The sequence below is a fragment of the Rivibacter subsaxonicus genome, from assembly GCF_004217215.1.
Lineage (GTDB): Bacteria > Pseudomonadota > Gammaproteobacteria > Burkholderiales > Burkholderiaceae_C > Rivibacter > Rivibacter subsaxonicus.
In genome coordinates, this window is sequence record NZ_SHKP01000005.1 from 686,692 (window position 1) to 708,521 (window position 21,830).

Here is a 21,830-nt window from a genome sequence, read left to right on the forward strand (position 1 = left end):
CAGGATCTGCGTCCAGACGCCGAGCTCGAAGCCCTGGTCGAGCGCATTCGCGCCGCGCATGCCGATGCCTCGCCACTGGCGATCGTCGGCCATGGCAGCAAGGACTTCGTCGGTGGCGCGATCGTCGGCGAGCCGCTTTGCACCACCGCGCTGAGCGGCATCAGCAGCTACGAGCCGACCGAGCTGGTCGTCACCGCGCGCGCCGGCACGCCGCTGGCCGAGCTGGAGGCGGCGCTGGCCGAACGCGGCCAGTGCCTGCCCTTCGAGCCGCCGCGCTTCGGCACCGATGCGGGCCGCAGCGGCACCGTCGGCGGCATGGTCGCGGCCGGATTGGCCGGGCCGAGCCGGGCCGCGGTCGGCGGCGTGCGCGACTACGTGCTGGGTGCCGTGCTGCTCAACGGCTGCGCCGAACTGCTGAGCTTTGGCGGCCAGGTCATCAAGAACGTCGCCGGCTACGACGTCTCGCGCCTGCTGGCCGGCTCGATGGGCGAGCTGGGCCTGATCTGCGAGGTCTCGCTGAAGGTGCTGCCGACGGCACCGGCCCAGGCCACGCTGCGCTTCGAGTGCGACGAGGCGACCGCGCTGCGCCAGCTCAACGTCTTCGGCGGCAAGCCGCTGCCGATCAACGCCAGCGCCTGGTGGAACGGCACGCTGCTGCTGCGACTGCGCGGCGCGCGCGCCGCGGTCGACGCGGCGCTGAACGCACTCGGCGGCGAGCTGATCGACGAGTCGGTGGCGCAGCCCTTCTGGCGGGGCCTGCGCGACCAGCGCGACGAGTTCTTCGTCAAGGTCGAGCGCCAGGTCGACGCCGGCGCGCCCAACGGCGTGCCGCTCACGCTGTGGCGCGTCTCGGTGCCGCAGACCGCGCCCGTGCTGCCGCTGCCGGGCGAGCAGCTGATCGAATGGGGCGGCGCGCAGCGCTGGTGGTGCACGCCGGCACCGGCCAGCGTGGTGCGCGAGATGGCGCGCGATCGCGGCGGCCATGCCACGCTGTGGCGCGAGGGCGGCGAGCATCCGCGCCGCAGCGCCGCCGAGGTGCACGCGCCGCTGGCGCCGCCACTCGATCGCATCCATCGCCAGCTCAAGGCCGCCTTCGATCCGGCCGGCATCTTCAACCGCGGGCGCTTGTTGCCCTGATTCATGCAGACCCAACTCGCCCCGCAGTACCAGGACACCGACGATGGCCGCGCGGCCGAGGCGATCCTTCGCAAGTGCGTGCACTGCGGCTTCTGCACCGCGACCTGCCCGACCTACCAGCTGCTCGGCGACGAGCTCGACGGCCCGCGCGGGCGCATCTACCTGATCAAGCAGGTGCTCGAGGGCCAGACGCCCACCCGCAGCACCCAGCTCCACCTCGATCGCTGCCTGACCTGCCGCAACTGCGAGACGACCTGCCCCTCGGGCGTGCAGTACGGCGAACTGGTCGAGATCGGTCGCCGCGTGGTCGATGCCCAGGTCGAGCGGCCGACCGGCGAACGCGCCCTGCGCTGGGCGCTGAAGGAGGGCATGAACTCGCCGCTGTTCGCGCCTGCAATGAAGCTCGGCCAGCTGTTCCGGCCGCTGGTGCCGGCGGCGCTCAAGTCCAAGGTGCCGGCCGCGAGCGGTCCGCGCGCCCACGACTGGCCGGTGCGCTCGCACCCGCGCAAGATGCTGATGCTGATGGGCTGCGTGCAACCCTCGATGCTGCCCAACATCAACAGCGCCACCGCGCGCGTGCTCGACGCCGCCGGCATCCAGACCATCGTCGCCGACGAGGCCGGCTGCTGCGGCGCGCTGCGCACCCACCTCAACGATCGCGACGGCGGCCTCATCGACATGCGCCGCAACATCGACGCCTGGTGGCCGCTGGTCGAGGGTATCGGCGCCCACGGCAAGGTCGAGGGGCTGGTGATGAACGCCTCGGGCTGCGGGCTGATGGTGCGCGAGTACGGTCACGCGCTGGCGCACGACCCGGCCTACGCGGCCAAGGCGGCGCGCATCAGCGAGCTGACGCGCGACGTCTCGGAACTGCTGCCGGAGCTGGTGCCGAAGCTGAAGTCACGCCTGCGCAGCGGCAGCAAGCCGCGCCTGGCCTATCACCCGCCGTGCACGCTGCAGCATGGCCAGCAACTGCGCGGTGGCGTCGAGGCCGGCCTGCGTGAGCTGGGCTTCGAGATCGAGCTGGCGGCCGGCGAGAGCCACCTCTGCTGCGGCTCGGCCGGTACCTACTCGGTGCTGCAGCCGGTGCTGGCGACGCAGCTGCGCGAACGCAAGCTGCAGGCGCTGGCCAAGGTCGAGGCGCAGGCCATCGTCTCGGCCAACATCGGCTGCATCCAGCACCTGCAAAGCGGCACCACGACGCCGGTGCGGCACTGGATCGAGGTGCTCGACGAGGCGCTGCGGGCCTGAGGCCGTCAGGCGGTAGCCGTGTCGCTGACGTCGTAGTCACCGCGCAGGCGGTCGACGATCAGCCGGAACTCGTCGTAGCACTGTGGCCAGTGCACGAAGCCGGTGGCGAAGCTCTCGATGTTCCAGTTGCGGCCCTGGTGGTCGCGCTCGTGGGCGCGCAGCGGGCCGACCCGGATCGCAAACCCGGCGTCCTGCTCGATCGCGGCCTTGAGCGCCGGCACCCAGCACAGGCGCCGCTGCACCATCAGCGTCAGCACCTCGGGCGTCAGCGCTTCCTTGTGCATCGAAGCGCCCAGTGGTTCAGCCGAGCCGCTCGGGCTCGGACAGTGCCAACTGGCGGCAGACCTTGCTGCCCAAGGCCGTCAGTCGCAGGTCACTGCCGCGCCAGCGCAGCCAGTCGAGGGCAATGTAGTCGGCGATCACGCCGTCGCCGATGAGGTCGGCGCGACGCGCTCGCAGTTGATCGACGGCGCCCGGCAGCGCCGCGCGCAGGCGTTCGCGGCGCGAGCTGTAGCCGTGCAGGCGCCGATCGGCAGCGGTGGCCATTCCCGGCGCGAGGGCGGGGCGGCGCGCGCGATCAGTACGAACGACGTGGCGCGGACGAAGGCCCGCGCTGCTCGATGTGACGGAAGGTGATGCGACCCTTGCTCAGGTCGTAGGGCGAGAGTTCGAGCGACACCTGGTCGCCGGCGAGGATGCGGATGTGGTGCTTCTTCATGCGGCCGGCGGTATAGGCCACCAGCGAATGCCCGTTCTCCAGGCGCACGCGAAAGCGCGAGTCGGGCAGCACTTCATCCACCACGCCGCGCATCTCGATCAGTTCTTCCTTGGCCATTGCGGCGTCTCCAAAAAGGGGTTGGGCGACCAAAGAAAAAGCCCACTGGCATCCCGTCAGTTCGGGGCCGTGGGCTTCGTTCTACCGGACATCGGCCAAACGGCACGACGACGGGATCGCTGCAGCGAAGGTGACGGGTTCCAGTTCCGCCCAATCATGCGGTCGGTTCTCGCTGCGGTGCAGTAATTGTATCAGAGATCGGGGAGATGCGTTGGTGCGGCGCCACGGAGTCGCTCAGGGTGTGCCCTCGGTCGCCGCCGGAACCGGCCTGGAACGCAGGGCCCACAGCACGCCGGCGACCAGGAAGGCCACGCCGAGCAGGGTCATCGGCTCCGGCGCCGAGCCGCGCAGCACGAAGGCGTAGGCCAGCGCGGCCAGCGTCTCGAAGACGATCAACTGGCCCGCGAGTGCCGGTGGTAGGCGCTGGCTGGCCTCGTTCCAGCAAAGCGTGCCGAGCCATGAGGCGAGCAGGCCGATCGCGAGCATCAGGCCGATGAAGACCTCCGGCCGCGGGCCGAAGGGCATGGCGAAGTCGCTGCCGCTGGCGGTCATGAACGCCCACAGCAGCACGTAGCCGGCCAGCGCCAGCGGCAGCGTGGCCAGGCCCTGGGCGGTGGCCCAGGTGCGCGGGCTGCGGTCGGGGTGGGCGCGCAGCCAGTCGGCGTTGCGGATCGGGTACCACGTCCAGCAGGCCACCGCGACCAGCGCGAGCGCCGCGCCGCTGGCGTAGCGGCCGAGGTCGACGCCCGCGTCGGCGCGCAGCGCGGTCAGTTCGACGTGATTGACGAGGCCGATGCCGGTGCCGATCAGCAGCAGCGAGGGCGCCAGCCGCGCCCACGGCAGGCGGCCATCACGCTGGCGCACCACCGCCGAGCCACGCAGGTTGGAGCTGACCGCGATCACCACCGGCAGCGTGCCGATGATCATCGTCGGCAGTGGTCCGCCAGCGCGCTGGATCGCCGCCGCCAGGCACAGGTAGTACAGCAGGTTGCCGATCGCGGCCAGTTTGAGCGCCTCGATCCAGTCGGCGCGCGTCAGTTGCGCCAGCCGCGCGCGGTCGAGCCAGCCCAGCGGCAGCGCGATCAGGCCGAAGGCGAGGTAGCGCCCGACCGACTGCAGCGCGGCCGGGTACTCGGCCAGCAGCAGCGGGCTGACGAACACCAGTCCCCACAGCAGGCCGGCGACGAGGGCGTAGAAGGTTCCGATCCACATCGGTCCGATCATCCCCGAAGCCGGATTCGACGGCGGACCTCGACGGCGTGCCCTACGCGTGCCGGTCGAGCCTGCCTACACTCGCCGCTCCGACTTCGTCTGCTCCCGTCCCGTCGCCGTTCGTCCATGCACATCGAGCAAGTCCGCCAACGCCTGCGCGCCCACGGCGCCAAGCCCTGCCACGAGCAGCGGCTGCTGCGCGAGTGGTCGCTCGGCCTGATCGCCGGCGGCAATCGGCGCCACCGCGGCTTCCGCCTGCCGGACCAGCTCGATGCCGAATGGGCGCTGCTGGGCGCCGAGTTGCAGGCGGGCGCGCGCGTGGCATCGGCGCATCCGGCCGCAGACGGCTCCGAGCGACTGCTCGTCGAACTGGCCGATGGTCAGACGGTCGAGAGCGTGCTGCTGCCGCGCGACGGCCTGTGCGTTTCGACCCAGGTCGGCTGCGCGGTCGGCTGCGTGTTCTGCATGACCGGCCGCGAGGGCCTGCTGCGCCAGGTCAGCAGTGTCGAGATCGTGGCCCAGGTGGCGCTGGCGCGCCAGCGGCGGGCGGTGAAGAAGGTGGTGTTCATGGGCATGGGCGAGCCCGCCCACAACCTCGACAACGTGCTCGAGGCGATCGAGCTGCTCGGCGTCGAGGGTGGCATCGGCCACAAGAACCTGGTGTTCTCGACGGTCGGCGACCGGCGCGTCTTCGAGCGCCTGCCGCTGGGCCGCGTGAAGCCGGCACTTGCGCTGTCGCTGCATTCGACGAAGGCCGAGCTGCGGGCCCGACTGCTGCCGCGCGCGCCACGCATCGACCCGTCCGAACTGGTCGCATTGGGCGAGCGCTACGCGCGCGCGACCGGCTACCCGATCCAGTACCAGTGGACGCTGCTCGATGGCATCAACGACGGCGACGACGAAGTCGACGGCATCGTGCACCTGCTGCGCGGCAAGTACGCGTTGATGAACATGATCCCGTACAACAGCGTCGGCGGTCTCGACTTCAGGCGCCCCTCGAGCGAGCGGGCGGCGACGCTGGTGCGCGCGCTGCATCGGCGCGGTGTGCTCGCCAAGCTGCGCGATTCGGCGGGGCAGGACGTGGAAGGCGGTTGCGGGCAGTTGCGGGCGCGGGCGCCGAGCGGGGCGGCAAGGCTGATCGAGATCCGGGCGACGCCCAATTGAAACGCCCCGCCTGGGGCGGGGCGGTCGAGGTCCTGCAGGCGCTTGCCTGCCGGCGTGGTCAGGACTTGGTGGCGGTGGCCTGCGCCGCCGCGCGCGCTGTGTCACGCTCCTTGCGCGCCGCCGCCATCTGGGCGTCGTAGGCGGGCCGGGTTGCTGCGCGCGCCTTGCTGCGCGCATCGCGCCGGGCGACCATCGGATCCTTGCCCTGCGCCTTCGCGTCCTTCACCGCGGCGTCGACCGCTGCGTTGACCTTGGCGTCGCGCTCCTTGCGCGCGGCGGTCGTTGCCTCGCGGTAGACCTGGTTGGCGTCGCGCTTCTCGGTGCGCATCTGGACGATCGGGTCGGTGCTCTGGGTCGCGGCGGGCGCGGCGGTCTGTGCCTGGGCCAGGCCGCTCAGGGCCGCCAGCAGGGCGAGGGTGGTGATGGTCGTCGTCTTCATCGTGGATACCTTCTGTGGTTGCAGATTGGTGATGCGTCGGATGCGGGCACGCTGGCTTGCGACTGCGAAGCGCGCAAGCCAGTGCCCCTGACCCAGTCTATAGCGCGGTGGCTGGCGCCAGCCTGTCTGCTCGGGCCCTCATCAGCCGCCGGCGCGCTTGACCACCCAGCCCGCGCGCGTCATGTGCGCCACGAGCTTCTCGGCATGGTCGCCCTGCACCTCGATCACGCCGTCGCGCGCGGTGCCGCCGGAGCCGCACAGGGCCTTGAGTTCGCGGCCGAGCTTGTCGAGCGCAGCGGCCTCCAGCGACAGGCCCTTGACCACGGTGACGCACTTGCCGTTGCGGCCCTTGGTTTCACGCGAGACGCGCACGATGCCGTCGCCGGCAGGCACCGCCTTGGCTTGGCTGCAACTGCACCGGGCCAGCGGCTGGCGGCAGCCGGGGCACATGCGTCCGGAGTCGGTCGAGTAGACGAGGCCGCCGCTGCGCTGCTGGTCGTGTTTCATGACCCTGCATTGTGTCGCGTGCGTGATAGCTGGTCACCGAGGACGCGCGCAGCCTACAGTGCTCGCCGAAGGAGACGACCAGCATGAGCGCACAGAGTTTCATCGTCCGCCGCGGCCAGCTGCACGAGGCGCGCTTCATCGACGACGAGGCCGCTAGCGTCGCGCTGCGGCCCGGCCAGGTGCGGCTGCGCATCGACGCCTTCGCGCTCACCTCCAACAACATCACCTACGCCGCCTTCGGCGAGACCATGCGCTACTGGGACTTCTTTCCCTGCGCAGTGCCCGATCACGGCCGCATCCCGGTCTGGGGCTTTGCCGACGTGGTCGAGAGCGGCGTCGAGGGCGTGGCCGTCGGCGAGCGCTTCTACGGCTACTTTCCCGTGAGCCGCTTTGTCGTGCTCGAACCGGAGAAGGTCGGGGCCAGCGGCTTCAGCGATGGCGCGCCGCATCGGCGCGAACTGCACGCGGTCTACAACCGCTACGCGCGCTGCAGCGCCGACCCCGGCTACCGGCCCGAACTGGAAGCCGAGATCGCGCTGCTGCGGCCGCTGTTCACGACCTCGTTCCTGATCGACGACTTCCTCGCCGACAACGACTTCTTCGGCGCGAGCACGGTGCTGCTGTCGAGCGCCTCGAGCAAGACCGCCTACGGCACCGCGTTCTGCCTGTCGCAGCGGCGCGGCACGCCGGGCGCGCCGCGCATCGTCGGCCTCACCTCGGCCGCGAACCGGGCCTTCACCGCGGGCCTGGGCTGCTACGACGAGGTCGTCGACTACGACGCCATCACCTCGCTGCCGGCCGGCACGCCGACCGTCTATGTCGACATGAGCGGCAGCGCCCCGGTGCGCAGCCAGGTGCACGCGCACTTCGACCAGCAGCTCAGGTACAGCTGCTCGGTCGGCGGCACCCACTGGGACGAACTCGGCGGTGGCAAGGGCCTGGCCGGCCCGCGGCCGGTGCTGTTCTTCGCCCCGGCGCAGATCAAGAAGCGCCATGGCGACTGGGGCCCGGCCGAGCTGGGCCGGCGCATCGAGGCGGCCTGGCTCGCCTTCCTGAAGCCGGCCACCGATTCAGCCTCGCCGTGGTTGACGGTCGAGCGCGGCGCGGGACCGGGAGCGGTCGAACAGGTCTATCGCGAATTGCTCGGCGGCGGCACCCGGCCCCAGACGGGGCATGTGCTGAGTCTGTAGCGCTTGCGCGGCCCGGGCGCGAGCCCTCCGGCAGCGCAAACGGGCCCTACCTAGCGCCGTTCGCGCGGCGGCCGCGGCCGGTCGGGACGCTGGCCGCCGGGGCTGCGGCGGTCCTGGTGTTCGCGCGCGTCGCGTCGCTGCGGCGGCGCCTGGCGCGCCCACTCCTCGGCCTCGGCGCGCGCGATCGCGAGCAGGCCATCGAGTTCCTCGACGGCGACGCCCTTGAGCGCACAGAAATTGGCCGGCGTCAGCGTCGTGGTCTGGAAGTCGCGCAACAGGCCGGCGCGGTTGCGCCGCTGCTGCTCCTCGAGCTCGCGGCGCGACTCGTGCACCGCACGCCGACGCGTGAGCTCCTCGGCGGCGAGCTGGCGGTGCTCGGCGCTGAGCTCGCCGGCGGGCGCGCCGTCGAGGTCGAAGCGCTGCGTGTTCTTGCTCAGCGCGATCAGGTAGGCGGTGCTGCCGGTGTGCCGGCGTAGGAAGGCCGACAGCGCCTGCTTGCTGAACACGCCGGGCGCGCGCTCCTGGATGTCGGCCTGGATGCGCAGCTTCAGCGGCTTTGGCGTGCCCGAGAACAGCGCCGGAAAGCGCTGCTTGAGCTGGGCGGCGCAATCGGCCGGCGACAGCTCCCTGGCGGCGGCGGGCACGTCGGGTGCGGGAGCCTCGGTGGGCGGCGGCGGGGTCGAGGTCATGAAGCGGACAACAAGGGATCAGGGGGCGGATTGTGCCCAGTGGCTGTCGCCGCGCACCGGGCCTCGCTTCATTGCGGCTGGAAGCCGCTGGTGCGGATGATCTCGGCCCAGGTCTTCGCGTAGGCGCGTTCGCGCGCGATCAACTGGTCCTGCGGCATGAAGCCGACCGCCAGGCCCATGCCGCCCAGGCGCTCGCGCACATCGGGCTGCGCGACCACCTTGGCCAGCGCGGCCGAGAAGCGATCGAGCTCGGCCCTGGGCGTGCCGGCCGGCGCAAAGAAGGCGTAGTAGGGCACGTCCTCGAAGCCCTTGATGCCGAGCTCGCCCAGCGTCGGCACCTCGGGCAGCGCCGGCTGGCGCTTGTCGCCGAGCACCGCGACGATGCGCAGCTTGCCGGCGCGGTGGTTCTCGATGAAGTCGGGCACCGAGGCCACGCCGGCGGCGATCTGGTTGCCGAGCATGTCGGTGATCATCGGCGCGCTGCCGCGATAGGGCGCGGCCACCAGGTCGAGCTGGTACTTGTCGCCCAGCACCTTGACCAGGAACTCGGGTACCGAGGCCGGGGCCGGCACGCCGACCACGCCCTTGCCGGCGCCCTCCTTCTTCACCCACGCCACGTAGTCGGGCAGGCTCTTCGCGGGCGTGCCACCCGAGAGGCCGAAGGCATTGACGAAGGTCGCGAAGCCCGCCACCGGCACGAAGTCGCGGGCCGGGTCGAAGCCCGGGTTCTTCATCACCAGCGGCAGGATCGAGATCGTGTGGTCGTGCGAGAGAAAGACGGTGCTGCCGTCGGCCGGCGCCACCTTCAGTGCCTGGGCCGCGATCTGGCCGCCGGCACCGGGCTTGTTCTCGACGATCACGGTGCTGCCGAGCTCGTCCTTCAGCTTGTCGGCCAGCACCCGCGCGATCGCGTCGGTGCCGCCGCCGGCCGGAAAGCCGACCAGGATCTTGAGCGCCCTGTCGGCGGCGAGGGCCGGGCCTGCGCCGACCACGAGTGCCAGCGAGCAGGCAAGGGACTGCAGCAGGCGGCGGCGATTGCCGAGGAGACGGGGCATCGGGAACTCCGGTAGGTTGCACGCGGTGGACGCGCCGCAAGCTACCAGAGCCATCGGCCTCGTCAAGGGCGGCGTGACGCCACGCCGCCCTCGACGAGCAAGGCCTTCTTCAGCGCACCCGGCCCTCGCGCCAGGCGGTGAGCAGCTTGTCGTAGGCGATGGTCTCGCCCTTGGGCTTCTCGTTGGCGAGCTTCTTCCACGGCGCCGCGCTGTCGCTCAGGTACTTGGCCGGATCGCCCTTGGGGTTGAGCTTGGGCGGGCAGTTGGCCATGCCGGCGCGCTCCAGGCGGGCCATCACCGCGTCCATCTCGTCGGCCAGCGTGTCCATCGCGGCCTGCGGCGTCTTCTCGCCGGTCACCGCCTGCGCCACGTTCTTCCACCAGAGCTGCGCCAGCTTCGGGTAGTCGGGCACGTTGGTGCCGGTCGGCGTCCAGGCCACGCGCGCCGGGCTGCGATAGAACTCGACCAGGCCACCGAGCTTGGGCGCGAGATCGGTCATCGCCTGCGAGCGGATGTCGCTCTCGCGGATCGGCGTCAGTCCGACGATGGTCTTCTTCAGCGAGGTGCTCTTGGCGGTGATGAACTGCGCGTAGAGCCAGGCCGCGGCGACCTTGTTGGGATCGTGGTCCTTGAAGAAGGTCCACGAGCCCACGTCCTGGTAGCCGTTCTGCATGCCCTGCTTCCAGTAGGGGCCGTTGGGGCCGGGCGCCATGCGCCACTTGGGCGTGCCGTCGGCGTTGACCACCGGCAGCCCGGGCTTGGTCATGTCGGCGGTGAAGGCGGTGTACCAGAAGATCTGCTGCGCGATCTGGCCCTGTGCCGGCACCGGGCCGGCCTCGCCGAAGGTCATGCCGGTGGCGTCCTTGGGCGCGTACTTCTTCATCCAGTCCACGTACTTGGTCAGCGCGAACACCGCCGCCGGCGAGTTGGTCGCGCCGCCACGCGACACCGAGGCGCCGACCGGCGTGCACTTGTCGGCCGCGACGCGGATGCCCCACTCGTCGACCGGCAGACCGTTGGGGATGCCCTTGTCGGCGGTGCCGGCCATCGACAGCCAGGCGTCGGTGAAGCGCCAGCCGAGCGACGGGTCCTTCTTGCCGTAGTCCATGTGACCATAGATCGGCTTGCCGTCGATCGTCTTGACGTCGTTGGTGAAGAACTCGGCGATGTCCTCGTAGGCGCTCCAGTTCAGTGGCACGCCGAGTTCGTAGCCGTACTTGGTCTTGAACTTGTCCTTGAGATCCTGTCTCGCGAACAGGTCGGCGCGGAACCAGTAGAGGTTGGCGAACTGCTGGTCGGGCAGCTGGTAGAGCTTGCCGTTGGGCGCTGTGGTGAAGCTGGTGCCGATGAAGTCCTTCAGGTCCAGCCCGGGGTTGGTGTACTCCTTGCCGGCGCCTGCCATGTAGTCGGTCAGCGGCAGGATCTTGCCGTAGCGGTAATGGGTGCCGATCAGGTCGGAGTCGCTGATCCAGCCGTCGTAGATGCTCTTGCCCGACTGCATCGAGGTCTGCAGCTTCTCGACCACGTCGCCTTCCTGGATCAGGTCGTGCTTGACCTTGATGCCGGTGATCTCGGAGAAGGCCTTGGCCAGGGTCTTGGATTCGTACTCGTGGGTGGTGATGGTCTCGGAGACCACCGAGATCTCCTTGACGCCCTTGGCCTGCAGCTTCTTGGCGGCCTCGATGAACCACTTCATCTCGGCCATCTGCTGGTCCTTGTTGAGGGTCGAGGGCTGGAACTCGGCGTCGATCCACTTCTTGGCCTCGGCCTCGCCGGCCCAGGCACTGTGCCCGGCCAGGAACGCGGTGGCCGCGATGGCCAGTGCGGTGCGGTGCAGCTTCATCCTTGTGTCTCCTCAGGCTGTTCTTCCCCGTCTGCGGTGTGGATGCATCGGCCCCGGGGAAGTGGGTGGGCCGCATCTCTCCGTCTGGAATCGGTGTTGCCGCGTGGCTCGTCAACCCTTTCTCATGACGAGCGCCAGCACGGCCATCGAGAACAGGAAGCTGATCCAGATGCTCGGCTCCTGCTCGAGCGAAAACCATTGCGCGAACTTGCCGGCCAGGCCGATGAACACGAGATTGATGTAGGCCGCGAGCAGCAGTCCGATGAACAGCCGGTCACCGCGGGTGGTGGCGATCGGCAGCCAGCCCTTGCGGGTGGTGGTCGGCGACTTCATCTCCCACACAGTCATGCCGACGAGCATCAGCGCGATGCACGTGAAGAACACGGCCACCGGGAGGGTCCAGACCATCCAGTCGAACATTGCATTCGCTCCTAGACGCGGCCCATCGCAAAGCCCTTGGCGATGTAGTGCCGCACGAACCAGATCACGATCGCGCCAGGCACGATGGTCAGCACGCCGGCCGCGGCGAGCACCGCCCAGTCCATGCCGGAGGCGCTGACGGTGCGCGTCATCGTCGCGACGATCGGCTTGGCGTTGACGCTGGTCAGCGTGCGCGCCAGCAGCAGCTCGACCCAGCTGAACATGAAGGCGAAGAAGGCCGCGACGCCGACGCCGGCCTTGATCAGCGGCAGGAACAGCGTGAGGAAGAAGCGCGGAAAGCTGTAGCCGTCGATGTAGGCGGTCTCGTCGATCTCGCGCGGCACGCCGCTCATGAAGCCCTCGAGGATCCAGACCGCCAGCGGCACGTTGAAGACCAGGTGCGCCAGCGCCACCGCGAGGTGCGTGTCCATCAGCCCGAGCGTGGTGTAGAGCTGGAAGAAGGGCAGCAGGAACACCGCCGGCGGCGTCATGCGGTTGGTCAGCAGCCAGAAGAACACATGCTTGTCGCCGATGAAGCGGTAGCGCGAAAAGGCATACGCCGCCGGCAGCGCGACGGTCAGCGAGATCACCGTGTTGATCGCCACGTAGATCAGCGAGTTGATGTAGCCCGAGTACCAGGACGGGTCGGTGAAGATCGTGCGGTAGTTCTGCCAGGTGAAATTGATGGGCCACAGCGAGAAGCTCGACAGGATCTCCTCGTTGCTCTTGAAGCTCATGTTGAGCATCCAGTAGATCGGCACCAGCGCGAAGATCAGGTACAGCGTCAGGAACACCGTCCGCTTCTGCAGCCAGCGTTCACGCTCGTGGTGGCGAACTTCACTCATGGCCGGCCTCGCCATCGGTGGTGCCGACCCGCTGCATCCAGTTGTAGAGGATGAAGCACAGCAGCAGGATGATCAGGAAGTAGATCAGCGAGAAGGCCGCCGCCGGCCCGAGGTCGAACTGGCCGACCGCCTTCTGCGTCAGGTACTGGCTGAGGAAGGTGGTCGCGTTGCCGGGCCCGCCGCCGGTCAGCACGAAAGGCTCGGTGTAGATCATGAAGCTGTCCATGAAGCGCAGCAGCACCGCGATCATCAGCACGCCGCGCAGCTTGGGCAGCTGGATGTAGGTGAACACCGCCCACTGGCTGGCGCCGTCGATGCGCGCGGCCTGGTAGTAGGCGTCGGGGATCGCGCGCAGCCCGGCGTAGCAGAGCAGCGCCACCAGCGGCGTCCAGTGCCAGACGTCCATCGCCAGCACCGTGAGCCAGGCATGCGTCGCGTTGCCGGTGTAGCTGTAGTCGAAGCCCAGCCGCGCCAGCGTGGCGCCGAGCAGGCCGATGTCGGTGCGGCCGAAGATCTGCCAGATGGTGCCGACCACGTTCCACGGGATCAGCAGCGACAGCGCGACCGTGACCAGCACCAGCGAGGCTCTCCAGCCCTGGGCCGGCATCGCCAGCGCGAGCGCGATGCCGAGCGGGATCTCGATCAGCAGCACCGAGAACGAGAAGCCGAGCTGGCGCAGCAGCGCCGCGTGCAACTCCTCGTCGCGCATCACCGACGCGAACCACTCGGTGCCGACGAAGACACGGCGCTCGGGCGAGATGATGTCCTGCACCGAGTAGTTCACCACCGTCATCAGCGGCAGGATCGCCGAGAAGGCGACGCTGATCATCACCGGCAGGATCAGCCACCAGGCCTTGTTGTTGAAGGGCTTCATGCTGCCATCGCCTCCGGTCGCGGGAGTGCCGCGTTGCAGCGAGCGGTCGGCGCTGCGATCGCATTCGCGCTTCGATCCCCGCTGCGCGGGGCCCCTCTTCCGCGGCTCATGCGATCAGCTCCTCATCCCGGTAGAAGCATGTGTGCTCGCCCACCACCTGCAGCCAGACGCTGCTGCCAACCGTCGGCGCGGCCAGTTCGGGTGCCAGCCGGGCCTTGATCGCGTGCTCGCCGATGCGCGCGCCGAGCAGCGTGTAGGTGCCGATGTCCTGCGCCTGCACCACCTGCACCGGCAGCGCGCCGGTGCTGCCGGGCGCGGCCAGCCGGACGTACTCGGGGCGCACGCCGAGCTTGATCTCGCCATCCGCGATGGCTCGCGGCAGCGGCAAGCGGTGGCCGGCGATCTCGAGCGCGCCGGCACTGACGCGCGCCGGCAAAAAGTTCATGCCGGGCGAGCCGATGAAGTGGCCGACGAAGCTGTGCGCCGGGCGCTCGAACAGATCGCTCGCCGAGCCGATCTGCACCGCGCGACCGCGCGTCATCACCACCACCTGGTCGGCGAAGGTCAGCGCCTCGACCTGGTCGTGCGTGACGTAGATCAGCGTCAGCTTCAGCTCGTGGTGGATCTGCTTGAGCTTGCGCCGCAGCTGCCACTTGAGGTGCGGGTCGATCACCGTCAGCGGCTCGTCGAACAACACCGCCGAGACGTCCTCGCGCACGAGGCCGCGGCCGAGCGAGATCTTCTGCTTGGCATCGGCGGCCAGGCCGGCGGCGCGCTGGTCGAGCTGGGCGCTGAGCTCTAGCATCTCGGCCACGCGGCCGACGCGGGCCGCGATCTTGTCCGGCGCCACCTTGCGGTTGCGCAGCGGAAACGCCAGGTTCTGCGCCACGGTCATCGTGTCGTAGATGACCGGGAACTGGAACACCTGGGCGATGTTGCGCTGCTGCGGGCTCTCCGACGTGACATCGCGACCGTCGAAGCTGACCGTGCCCTGCGAGGGCCGCAGCAGGCCCGAGACGATGTTGAGCAGCGTGGTCTTGCCGCAGCCCGAGGGGCCGAGCAGCGCGTAGGCGCCGCCGTCCTCGAAGCGCATCTTCAGCGGCAGCAGCGCGTAGTCGCTGTCGGCCTTCGGGTCGGGCCGGTAGGCGTGCGCGAGGTCGAGGTCGATGCGGGCCATCTCAGTGCTTTCGCTCGGGAGCGAGCAGCAGATCGCCGCCGGCGTCGAAGACATAGGCCTGGGCCGGGTCCAGGTGCAGCGTGATCGCCGCGCCCAGATCGAAGTAATGCACCCCGGTCAGTTGCGCCACCACATCGCCGACCGTGGTGGCTGCGTGGACGAAGGTGTCGGAGCCCGAGATCTCGGCCAGTTCGACTTGGCCGACGAGCGCGGTGTCGCCCGGCCGCGCCTGCGCGCGCAGCGCCGCGGCGCGCACGCCGACCGTGAGTTCGCGCGATGCGCCTGGCGGCAACGCCAGCGGCAGCAGCAGCCCACCCTGCAGCCGCACGCCTCCCTCCAACGCCTCGGCTGCGATCAGGTTCATCGGCGGATCGCTGAAGGCACGCGCCACGCGCAGCGATTCCGGCCGATGGAAGACCTCGGTCGTCGGCCCGTACTGCAGCAGCTCGCCGGCATCGAGCACCGCGGTGTAGCCGCCCAGCAGCAGCGCCTCGCCGGGTTCGGTGGTGGCGTAGACCACGGTCGAGTCGCCGGCCGCGAACAGCGCGGCGAGTTCCTCGCGCAACTCCTCGCGCAGCTTGTAGTCGAGGTTGACCAGCGGCTCGTCGAGCAGCATCAGCGGTGCGTCCTTGGCCAGTGCGCGTGCCAGCGCCACGCGCTGCTGCTGGCCGCCCGAGAGCTCGGCCGGCAGCCGCTCGAGGAAGGCGTCGATGTGCAGCTTGCGCGCCAGTTCCTCGACCCGCGCCCGCACCGCCGCCGCGTCGAGTCCGCCGCGCAGCTTCAGCGGCGAGGCGATGTTGTCGGCCACGCTCAGCGAGGGGTAGTTGATGAACTGCTGGTAGACCATCGAGATGTTGCGCTCGCGCACCGGCTTGCCGGTGACGTCGACGCCATCGACGCGCACCTTGCCGTGGCTGGGCCGGTCGAGCCCGGCCATCACGCGCATCAGCGAGGTCTTGCCGGCCTGCGTCGCGCCGAGCAGCACCGTCACCGCGCGCGGCTGCAGCGCCAGGTCGAGCGGGTACAGATGCTCGGCGGCGCCGACCTTCTGGCTGATCTGTTCGAGCACCAGTTGCATCAGGCGGTCTCGGTGAGTTGAACGGCTGCGGCGTCGAGCCAGGCACCGACGCGCGCGCGTTCGCCGGCGTTCAGGTGCAGCCCGAGCTTGGAGCGGCGCCACAGAACGTCGTCGGCGCGCGTGGCCCATTCCTCGCGCTGCAGGTACTGCAGTTCGGCCTCGAAGACGCCGGGCACGATCTCGGCGCCCAGGCCGGCCGGCGCCATCGCGCTGCCGATGACGCGATCGACGCGGCTGCCATAGGCGCGCGCCAGCCGGCGTGCCAGCGTCGGCGGCAGCCAGGCATGGCGCCGCCGAAGCTCGAGCAGGAAGCGTTCGAAATCGGCATCGGGGCGCCGCGGCGCGCCGATCCAGGCCGACAGATCGCCGCCGGGCAGGAAGGAGCCCTCGGTCCAGGCCGCGCGCCGCTCGCCGAGCTGGCGACCGATCTCGTCGGCGGCGTCCTCGGCCAGCTTGCGGAAGGTCGTGATCTTGCCGCCCCAGACGGTGAGCAGCGGCGCCTGGGCGCCGGCGCCGTCTCCGACGCCGCCCTGCGCTTCGAGCAGGTAGTCGCGTGTCACTGCGCTCGGGTCGCCCGAGGCGTCGTCGAGCAGCGGGCGCACGCCGGAGTAGCTCCAGACCACGTCGGCCGGGCGCAGCGGCTGGCGGAAGTAGCGGCTGGCCTGCTCGCAGAGGTAGGCGATCTCGTCGGCATCGATGCGCGCGGCACCGGGATCGTCGCCCTCGATCTCGACATCGGTGGTGCCGATCAGCGTGAAATCGCCCTCGTAGGGGATCGCGAAGATGATCCGGCGGTCCGGGTTCTGGAAGATGTAGGCGTGGTCATGCGCGAAGCAGCGCGGCACCACGATGTGGCTGCCCTTGACCAGGCGCAGGCTGCGCGTGGCCAGCGCCTCGCCGGCCACCGGCCTTGCCGTGCCGCGCAGGAAGCCCTCGGCCCAGGGGCCGGCGGCGTTGACCAGCGCGCGGGCGCGCACCGAGAGCACGGCGCCGTCCTCGGTCGCCAGCGTCGCCTGCCAGCCGTCGGCCATGCGCTGCGCGGCGCTGCAGCGGGTGCGCGTCAGCACCCGCGCGCCGCGCGCGGCGGCGTCGATCGCGTTGAGCACCACCAGCCGCGCATCGTCGACCCAGCCGTCGCTGTAGACGAAGCCGCGGCTGAACTCGGGCTTGAGCGGCGCGCCGGCCTCGTGCGTGCGCAGGTCGATGCCGCGCGAGCCGGGCAGCACCTCGCGCCGCGCCAGGTGGTCGTAGAGGAACAGGCCGATGCGCACCATCCAGGCCGGGCGCATCGCGGCGTCGTGCGGCATCACGAAGCGCAGCGGCCACATGATGTGCGGCGCGCTCTTGAGCAGCACCTCGCGCTCGGCCAGCGCCTTGCGCACCAGCGAGAACTCGTAGTACTCGAGGTAGCGCAGGCCACCGTGGATCAGCTTGGTCGATGACGAGGAGGTGTGCGAGGCGAGGTCGTCGCGCTCGCACAGCAGCACGCGATAACCGCGGCCGGCGAGGTCGCGCGCGATGCCGCAGCCGTTGATGCCGCCGCCGACCACCAGCACGTCGCAATCCGGCACCGGCGCGCCGGGCGCAGCGGTGGCAGCGGACAGATCCGTCGACAAGGGGTTCACGGGGCGCGGGCTCCTGCGAGATCGGCGTTCGTTTTACGCCGGCAGGTGCGCTTGGACATCGTCGTTTTCCCGCGTTTTGTTTCGTTTGTGTTCGTTTAGGCTGGCAACGCGCAATCAGCCCCGCCTCGCCCATGACGCCCAACCCCCGCCAGGTCCAGCTGCTCGAGGCCCTGCGTGCCCAGGGCTCGCTCACCGTCGAGGCGCTGGCCGAGCGCTTCGGCGTGACGCTGCAGACGGTGCGCCGCGACGTGCAGCGGCTGGCCGAGGCCGGGCTGGCGGTGCGCTTTCACGGCGGTGTGCGCACGCCCGGCTCGACCACCGAGAACATCGCCTACCGCCAGCGCCAGGCGCTGCAGGCCGAGGGCAAGTCGCGCATCGCGCGCGCGATCGCCGCGCGCGTGCCGCAGGGTTGCTCGCTGATCCTCAACATCGGCACCACCACCGAGGCGGTGGCGCGCGAGCTGCTGCACCACCGCGGGCTGCGCGTCATCACCAACAACCTCAACGTCGCGGCGATCCTCTGCGACAACCCCGACTGCGAGCTGATCGTCGCCGGCGGCGTTGTGCGCGCGCGCGACCGCGGCATCGTCGGCGAGGCGACGGTGGACTTCATCCGCCAGTTCAAGGTCGACATCGGCCTGATCGGCATCTCCGGCATCGAACCCGACGGCACGCTGCGCGACTACGATTACCGCGAGGTCAAGGTGGCGCGCGCGATCCTCGAGCACAGCCGCGAGGTCTGGCTGGCAACCGACGCCAGCAAGTTCAACCGGCCGGCGATGGTGGAACTGGGCCATGTGCGCCAGCTCGATCGCCTGTTCACCGACGCGCCGCCGCCACCGCCCTTTGCGCTGCTGCTCGAGGAAGCCGGCGTGGAGTGCGTCGTTGCCGGTTGAACGAGGAGAAGGTCCAGATGAGCTACCTGCTCGCCCTCGATCAGGGCACTTCGAGTTCACGCAGCATCGTCTTCGACCGCGCCGGTCGGGTGGTCGCGCTCGCGCAGCGCGAGATCCGCCAGATCTACCCGCAGCCGGGTTGGGTCGAGCACGACCCGCGTGAACTGTGGAGCACCCAGCTCGAGACCGCCCGCGAGGTGCTGGCCAAGGCCGGGCTGAAGGCCGGCGAGGTGGCGGCGCTGGGCATCACCAACCAGCGCGAGACCACGGTGGTCTGGAACCGGGCCAGCGGCGAGCCGATCCACAACGCGATCGTCTGGCAGGACCGGCGCGCCGAGCCGACCTGCGCCGCGCTGCGCGCCCAGGGGCTGGAGCCGCTGGTGCGGCGCAAGACCGGGCTGATCATCGACGCCTACTTCTCGGGCACCAAGCTCAAGTGGATCCTCGACCACGTGCCCGGTGCGCGCGATGCGGCGCGGCGCGGCGAGCTCGCCTTCGGAACCGTTGACAGCTGGCTGCTGTGGCGACTCACCGGCGGCCGCGTCCATGCCACCGACGTCAGCAACGCCTCGCGCACGATGTTGCTCGACGTGCACCGCAACGAGTGGGACGAAGAACTGCTGGCCGCGCTGGACATCCCGCGCGAGCTGCTGCCGCAGGTGCGGCCCTCGGCCCATCTCTACGGTCACAGCGAGTCCGCGCTGCTCGGCGCGCCGGTGGCGATCGGCGGCATCGCCGGCGACCAGCAGGCGGCGCTGTTCGGCCAGGCTTGCTTCAGCGCCGGCCTGGCCAAGAACACCTACGGCACCGGCTGCTTCATGCTGATGCACACCGGCACCGAGTTCCGCTCCTCGGCCAACGGCCTGATCACCACCAGCGCGGCGCAGCCCACCGCACGGCCCGAGTTCGCGCTCGAAGGCAGCGTCTTCATCGGCGGCGCGGTGGTGCAGTGGCTGCGCGACGGGCTGCGCGCGATCAAGGGCAGCGGCGAGGTGCAGGCGCTTGCCGAGAGCGTGCCCGATGCCGGCGGCGTGGTCTTCGTGCCGGCCTTCACCGGCCTCGGCGCGCCCTACTGGCGGCCCGAGGCGAGCGGCGCGATCGTCGGCCTCACGCGCGGCAGCACCGTGGCCCACATCGCGCGCGCCGCGCTCGAGAGCATCGCCTTCCAGAGCGCGGCGCTGCTGCAGGCGATGAGCCGCGACCTCGGTGCCGAGGCCGCAGTGACCGAGCTGCGCGTCGACGGCGGCGCCTGCGTCAACGACATGCTGATGCAGTTCCAGGCCGACCTGCTCGGCATCCCGGTGGTGCGCCCGCAGGTGATCGAGACCACCGCGCTCGGCGCCGCCTACCTGGCGGGCCTGGCCTGCGGCGTCTACGCGGGGCTCGACGAACTCAGCCGCAACTGGCGCGTCGAGCGCCGTTTCCTGCCGACGCTGCCGCGCGAGCGCGCGGCCGAGCTGATGGAACGCTGGGAGCGCGCGGTCAGGCAGGCGGTGGCGGGCTGAGCTGCGGCACCTGCTACTTGGAGGCGACGGCGGGCGCCACCTCGCCGATGTTGCGCGCTAGGAACTTCTCGACCCGACCCCAGAAGTCGCGCTTGTTTTCCATCGAACCCCAGCCGTGGCCCTCGTCGCCGTAGGCGACCCACTCGACGTCCTTGTTGTGTCGGATGACGGCGTCGCGGAACGCGGTGCCATGCTTGATCGGCACACGGCGGTCGACGCCGCCGTAGGCCAGCAGCAGCGGCTGGTTGATCTTGTCGGCCTGCTTCAGCGGCGAGGTGGCGGCAAAGCGTGCGGCGTCGGCCTTGGGGTCGCCAAGCATCACCGGCAAACCGTATCGCTTCGCCTCCTCCGAAAAGTCGCTCCAGTGCAGCGAGAACATGAACTCGGGATCCGTCACCCCGACCCAGTTGATGCCGCAGCGGTAGAGATCGGGCTCACGCACCAGTCCCATCAGCGCCGCATAACCGCCGTAGCTGGCGCCGGCGATGCAGATGCGCTTGGGGTCGACGCCGGCCTCCTTGATGGCCCAGTGGGTGGCATCGGTCACGTCGTCCTGCATCGCCAGGCCCCATTGCTTGAAGCCGGCCTCCAGGTGTCTGAGGCCGAAGCCGTCGCCACCACGGAACTCGGGCTCGATCACGATGTAGCCGCGCGAGGCTAGGAACTGCGCATCCGCGTCCCAGCCCCAGACATTGCCGCGCACATGCGGGCCGCCGTGCACCAGCACCACCGCCGGCTGCGGCTGTGTGCTCTTCCCAGCCGGCTTGGTGATGTAGATCGGCAGCGACATGCCATCGCGCGCCTTGATGCGAACGAAGTCCTGGGTCGCCATCTGCTTTGCATCGATCCACGGACGAGCGCCACCCACGTACTCGAGCTTGCGGGTCTGGGTGTCGAACAGCAGGTACAGCGCAGGCTGGCGATCGGAGTGGGCTCGCACCAGCAGGCGCGGTGCGTCCGTGCAGCGGGTGCAGATGATCCGGTTGACCGTGGTCGGCAGCAGCTTGTCGACCTCCTGCTGCGCGGCCTTGAGTTGCGGATCGAACCAGTGCGTGCCGGCGGCATCGGTCGCGTAGTGGATCGCGATGACGCGGCCGCTGCCATGGTCGACCTGGTAGTCGCGTCCGTAGTCGAAGCCGGCGATCGTGAAGACCGGGCCGGGCACGATCTTGCGGGTCGGCACGTCGTAGCGGAACAGCGAACGCGTGGAGGCCGCGCCGGCGCCGGCGGTCACGTAGAGCTCGTTGCCGTCGACCCACAGCGGCGTCAGCTTCTGGCTGAGCCTGGATTCGTACTCGTCGAGCAGAGTCCACTTGTCGTTGCCGGTCTCGCGCCAGTACAGGCGCGCCTTGCCGCCGGACTGGGCCACCGCGACGCGCGCGTCGCCGCGGCTGTCGAAGACCCAGTAGGTGATGCGTGTGTCCGGTACCGGCCCGAGAATGCGTTTGACGCCACTGCGCGTATCGAGGCGAAAGGGCACGCTGCCGACGAAGTCGCCCACGTTGTCCCGTCGCGCCTCGGCGACGATCACGTCGTCGCTGCCGTCGCTCGGGACCGCCTCGATGGCGTAACTCGAGGGCAGCACCTTGCTGACGATGTGCGAGGACTGGTCGGACACGCCGTAGGTGCGCCGCTCGATCAGCTTGCGGCCGTCGGCGCCATCGCGGTCGATCGCCCAGAGGCCTCGGGCGCCGCTCAAGTTCGCGGCTGCCTTGTCATTCTCTGCGGCGGTGTAGATCAGGCGCCGGTCGTTGAGCCATTGAAAGTAGCCGATGTCGGCATCGCTGAAGTTGGCCACCAGCTTGGGCGCCGCGTTGCGCTGCTCGAGGTCGATCACGCCCAGGCCGACACGACCCGTCGCCAGGCCGACGCCGACCGCCAGGTAGCGCCCCGAGGGCGACAGCGCCGCCTGGGCAAAGGTCGGTGCCTTGAAGAAGTCGTCGATCGAGGGTGGCGCCGCCTGTGCCGACGTGCAGAGCAGGGCCAGTACGGCCAGGCCACCGGCGACCAGGCGCGACCAGAGCGCGCCCGCCGGACGATTTGTTTGCATGCTGTCTCCCTGACGAGCTTGTTTGTGATGTCGCCGAA

22 protein-coding genes are annotated in these 21,830 nt (G+C 70.0%); 6 read left to right on the forward strand and 16 right to left on the reverse strand.

Features of this window, described 5'->3' with window-relative positions:
- Positions 1-6: 6 nt before the first annotated feature.
- Both glcE and glcF read left to right on the forward strand, forming a co-directional pair.
- Positions 7-1,137: a glycolate oxidase subunit GlcE gene (glcE, locus tag EV670_RS09115; RefSeq protein WP_423213577.1), complete on the forward strand. Its 1,131-nt coding sequence runs from the start codon at positions 7-9 to the stop codon at positions 1,135-1,137.
- Between the two features lie 3 nt (positions 1,138-1,140).
- The gene (gene glcF / locus EV670_RS09120; RefSeq protein ID WP_130431521.1) at positions 1,141-2,388 is read left to right on the forward strand and encodes a glycolate oxidase subunit GlcF; all 1,248 of its coding nucleotides are present in this window, start codon (positions 1,141-1,143) and stop codon (positions 2,386-2,388) included.
- Positions 2,389-2,393: 5 nt separating this feature from the next.
- On the opposite strand, the gene EV670_RS09125 is transcribed toward glcF, so the two are convergent.
- The 4 genes from EV670_RS09125 to EV670_RS09140 all read right to left on the reverse strand — a co-directional run bounded on the left by EV670_RS09125 (position 2,394) and on the right by EV670_RS09140 (position 4,435).
- Entirely contained in the window at positions 2,394-2,672 is a 279-nt protein-coding gene (locus EV670_RS09125) for a hypothetical protein (protein WP_130431522.1), read from the reverse strand.
- A 16-nt stretch (positions 2,673-2,688) separates the two neighbouring features.
- The gene (locus EV670_RS09130) at positions 2,689-2,934 is read right to left on the reverse strand and encodes a hypothetical protein (RefSeq protein WP_130431523.1); all 246 of its coding nucleotides are present in this window, start codon (positions 2,932-2,934) and stop codon (positions 2,689-2,691) included.
- A gap of 31 nt (positions 2,935-2,965) precedes the next feature.
- Positions 2,966-3,223 (reverse strand): translation initiation factor IF-1, encoded by a 258-nt coding sequence (gene infA, locus EV670_RS09135; protein ID WP_130431524.1) that lies wholly within the window; start codon positions 3,221-3,223, stop codon positions 2,966-2,968.
- A gap of 234 nt (positions 3,224-3,457) precedes the next feature.
- Positions 3,458-4,435, reverse strand: a complete 978-nt coding sequence (locus tag EV670_RS09140) for a DMT family transporter (protein ID WP_130431525.1) — start codon at positions 4,433-4,435, stop codon at positions 3,458-3,460.
- 126 nt (positions 4,436-4,561) lie between these two features.
- Here EV670_RS09140 and EV670_RS09145 point away from each other — a divergent pair, with 126 nt between their 5' ends.
- Positions 4,562-5,599: an RNA methyltransferase gene (locus tag EV670_RS09145; protein ID WP_130431526.1), complete on the forward strand. Its 1,038-nt coding sequence runs from the start codon at positions 4,562-4,564 to the stop codon at positions 5,597-5,599.
- Positions 5,600-5,657: 58 nt separating this feature from the next.
- On the opposite strand, the gene EV670_RS09150 is transcribed toward EV670_RS09145, so the two are convergent.
- Positions 5,658-6,038, reverse strand: a complete 381-nt coding sequence (locus EV670_RS09150; protein ID WP_130431527.1) for a hypothetical protein — start codon at positions 6,036-6,038, stop codon at positions 5,658-5,660.
- Positions 6,039-6,179: 141 nt separating this feature from the next.
- The gene (locus EV670_RS09155) at positions 6,180-6,545 is read right to left on the reverse strand and encodes a translation initiation factor Sui1 (protein ID WP_130431528.1); all 366 of its coding nucleotides are present in this window, start codon (positions 6,543-6,545) and stop codon (positions 6,180-6,182) included.
- 83 nt (positions 6,546-6,628) lie between these two features.
- On the opposite strand from EV670_RS09155, the gene EV670_RS09160 reads away from it, so the two are divergent.
- A complete protein-coding gene (locus EV670_RS09160) occupies positions 6,629-7,735 on the forward strand; it encodes a DUF2855 family protein (RefSeq protein ID WP_130431529.1) in 1,107 nt (368 codons plus the stop codon).
- A gap of 50 nt (positions 7,736-7,785) precedes the next feature.
- On the opposite strand, the gene EV670_RS09165 is transcribed toward EV670_RS09160, so the two are convergent.
- The 9 genes from EV670_RS09165 to glpD all read right to left on the reverse strand — a co-directional run bounded on the left by EV670_RS09165 (position 7,786) and on the right by glpD (position 17,341).
- Positions 7,786-8,424, reverse strand: coding sequence for a ProQ/FINO family protein (locus EV670_RS09165; protein WP_130431530.1), 639 nt, complete (start codon positions 8,422-8,424; stop codon positions 7,786-7,788).
- 68 nt (positions 8,425-8,492) lie between these two features.
- Positions 8,493-9,479: a Bug family tripartite tricarboxylate transporter substrate binding protein gene (locus EV670_RS09170; protein ID WP_130431531.1), complete on the reverse strand. Its 987-nt coding sequence runs from the start codon at positions 9,477-9,479 to the stop codon at positions 8,493-8,495.
- A gap of 109 nt (positions 9,480-9,588) precedes the next feature.
- The gene (locus EV670_RS09175; protein ID WP_130431532.1) at positions 9,589-11,322 is read right to left on the reverse strand and encodes an ABC transporter substrate-binding protein; all 1,734 of its coding nucleotides are present in this window, start codon (positions 11,320-11,322) and stop codon (positions 9,589-9,591) included.
- Positions 11,323-11,433: 111 nt separating this feature from the next.
- Positions 11,434-11,742 (reverse strand): DUF2160 domain-containing protein, encoded by a 309-nt coding sequence (locus EV670_RS09180; RefSeq protein ID WP_130431533.1) that lies wholly within the window; start codon positions 11,740-11,742, stop codon positions 11,434-11,436.
- Positions 11,743-11,753: 11 nt separating this feature from the next.
- Complete coding sequence (locus EV670_RS09185) at positions 11,754-12,587, reverse strand: carbohydrate ABC transporter permease (protein WP_130431534.1); 834 nt, start codon at positions 12,585-12,587, stop codon at positions 11,754-11,756.
- Positions 12,580-13,461, reverse strand: a complete 882-nt coding sequence (locus tag EV670_RS09190) for a carbohydrate ABC transporter permease (RefSeq protein WP_130431535.1) — start codon at positions 13,459-13,461, stop codon at positions 12,580-12,582. Before EV670_RS09190 ends, EV670_RS09185 begins: the two co-directional genes overlap by 8 nt.
- A gap of 106 nt (positions 13,462-13,567) precedes the next feature.
- Positions 13,568-14,638, reverse strand: coding sequence for an ABC transporter ATP-binding protein (locus EV670_RS09195; protein WP_130431536.1), 1,071 nt, complete (start codon positions 14,636-14,638; stop codon positions 13,568-13,570).
- A 1-nt stretch (position 14,639) separates the two neighbouring features.
- Complete coding sequence (locus tag EV670_RS09200) at positions 14,640-15,716, reverse strand: ABC transporter ATP-binding protein (RefSeq protein ID WP_130431537.1); 1,077 nt, start codon at positions 15,714-15,716, stop codon at positions 14,640-14,642.
- Positions 15,716-17,341, reverse strand: coding sequence for a glycerol-3-phosphate dehydrogenase (gene glpD / locus EV670_RS09205; protein ID WP_130431538.1), 1,626 nt, complete (start codon positions 17,339-17,341; stop codon positions 15,716-15,718). The genes EV670_RS09200 and glpD overlap by 1 nt, the downstream gene beginning before the upstream one ends.
- 131 nt (positions 17,342-17,472) lie before the next feature.
- On the opposite strand from glpD, the gene EV670_RS09210 reads away from it, so the two are divergent.
- Together EV670_RS09210 and glpK are read left to right on the forward strand one after the other, a co-directional pair.
- Positions 17,473-18,237: a DeoR/GlpR family DNA-binding transcription regulator gene (locus EV670_RS09210; protein ID WP_130431539.1), complete on the forward strand. Its 765-nt coding sequence runs from the start codon at positions 17,473-17,475 to the stop codon at positions 18,235-18,237.
- 17 nt (positions 18,238-18,254) lie between these two features.
- Entirely contained in the window at positions 18,255-19,742 is a 1,488-nt protein-coding gene (gene glpK, locus EV670_RS09215) for a glycerol kinase GlpK (protein ID WP_130431540.1), read from the forward strand.
- 13 nt (positions 19,743-19,755) lie between these two features.
- Here the strand turns inward: glpK and EV670_RS09220 are convergent, their stop codons facing one another.
- Positions 19,756-21,792, reverse strand: coding sequence for a S9 family peptidase (locus EV670_RS09220; protein ID WP_130431541.1), 2,037 nt, complete (start codon positions 21,790-21,792; stop codon positions 19,756-19,758).
- Positions 21,793-21,830: the final 38 nt, after the last annotated feature.

Coding starts and splice junctions, on each gene's coding strand:
- EV670_RS09125 (WP_130431522.1), bottom strand. CDS start 2,672: ATGCACAAGGAAGCGCTGACGCCCGAGGTGCTGACGCTGATGGTGCAG.
- EV670_RS09180 (WP_130431533.1), bottom strand. CDS start 11,742: ATGTTCGACTGGATGGTCTGGACCCTCCCGGTGGCCGTGTTCTTCACG.
- EV670_RS09165 (WP_130431530.1), bottom strand. CDS start 8,424: ATGACCTCGACCCCGCCGCCGCCCACCGAGGCTCCCGCACCCGACGTG.
- EV670_RS09160 (WP_130431529.1), top strand. CDS start 6,629: ATGAGCGCACAGAGTTTCATCGTCCGCCGCGGCCAGCTGCACGAGGCG.
- EV670_RS09185 (WP_130431534.1), bottom strand. CDS start 12,587: ATGAGTGAAGTTCGCCACCACGAGCGTGAACGCTGGCTGCAGAAGCGG.
- EV670_RS09190 (WP_130431535.1), bottom strand. CDS start 13,461: ATGAAGCCCTTCAACAACAAGGCCTGGTGGCTGATCCTGCCGGTGATG.
- EV670_RS09175 (WP_130431532.1), bottom strand. CDS start 11,322: ATGAAGCTGCACCGCACCGCACTGGCCATCGCGGCCACCGCGTTCCTG.
- EV670_RS09200 (WP_130431537.1), bottom strand. CDS start 15,716: ATGCAACTGGTGCTCGAACAGATCAGCCAGAAGGTCGGCGCCGCCGAG.
- EV670_RS09155 (WP_130431528.1), bottom strand. CDS start 6,545: ATGAAACACGACCAGCAGCGCAGCGGCGGCCTCGTCTACTCGACCGAC.
- glpK (WP_130431540.1), top strand. CDS start 18,255: ATGAGCTACCTGCTCGCCCTCGATCAGGGCACTTCGAGTTCACGCAGC.
- EV670_RS09145 (WP_130431526.1), top strand. CDS start 4,562: ATGCACATCGAGCAAGTCCGCCAACGCCTGCGCGCCCACGGCGCCAAG.
- EV670_RS09220 (WP_130431541.1), bottom strand. CDS start 21,792: ATGCAAACAAATCGTCCGGCGGGCGCGCTCTGGTCGCGCCTGGTCGCC.
- EV670_RS09130 (WP_130431523.1), bottom strand. CDS start 2,934: ATGGCCACCGCTGCCGATCGGCGCCTGCACGGCTACAGCTCGCGCCGC.
- EV670_RS09140 (WP_130431525.1), bottom strand. CDS start 4,435: ATGTGGATCGGAACCTTCTACGCCCTCGTCGCCGGCCTGCTGTGGGGA.
- EV670_RS09150 (WP_130431527.1), bottom strand. CDS start 6,038: ATGAAGACGACGACCATCACCACCCTCGCCCTGCTGGCGGCCCTGAGC.
- glcF (WP_130431521.1), top strand. CDS start 1,141: ATGCAGACCCAACTCGCCCCGCAGTACCAGGACACCGACGATGGCCGC.
- EV670_RS09210 (WP_130431539.1), top strand. CDS start 17,473: ATGACGCCCAACCCCCGCCAGGTCCAGCTGCTCGAGGCCCTGCGTGCC.
- EV670_RS09195 (WP_130431536.1), bottom strand. CDS start 14,638: ATGGCCCGCATCGACCTCGACCTCGCGCACGCCTACCGGCCCGACCCG.
- infA (WP_130431524.1), bottom strand. CDS start 3,223: ATGGCCAAGGAAGAACTGATCGAGATGCGCGGCGTGGTGGATGAAGTG.
- EV670_RS09170 (WP_130431531.1), bottom strand. CDS start 9,479: ATGCCCCGTCTCCTCGGCAATCGCCGCCGCCTGCTGCAGTCCCTTGCC.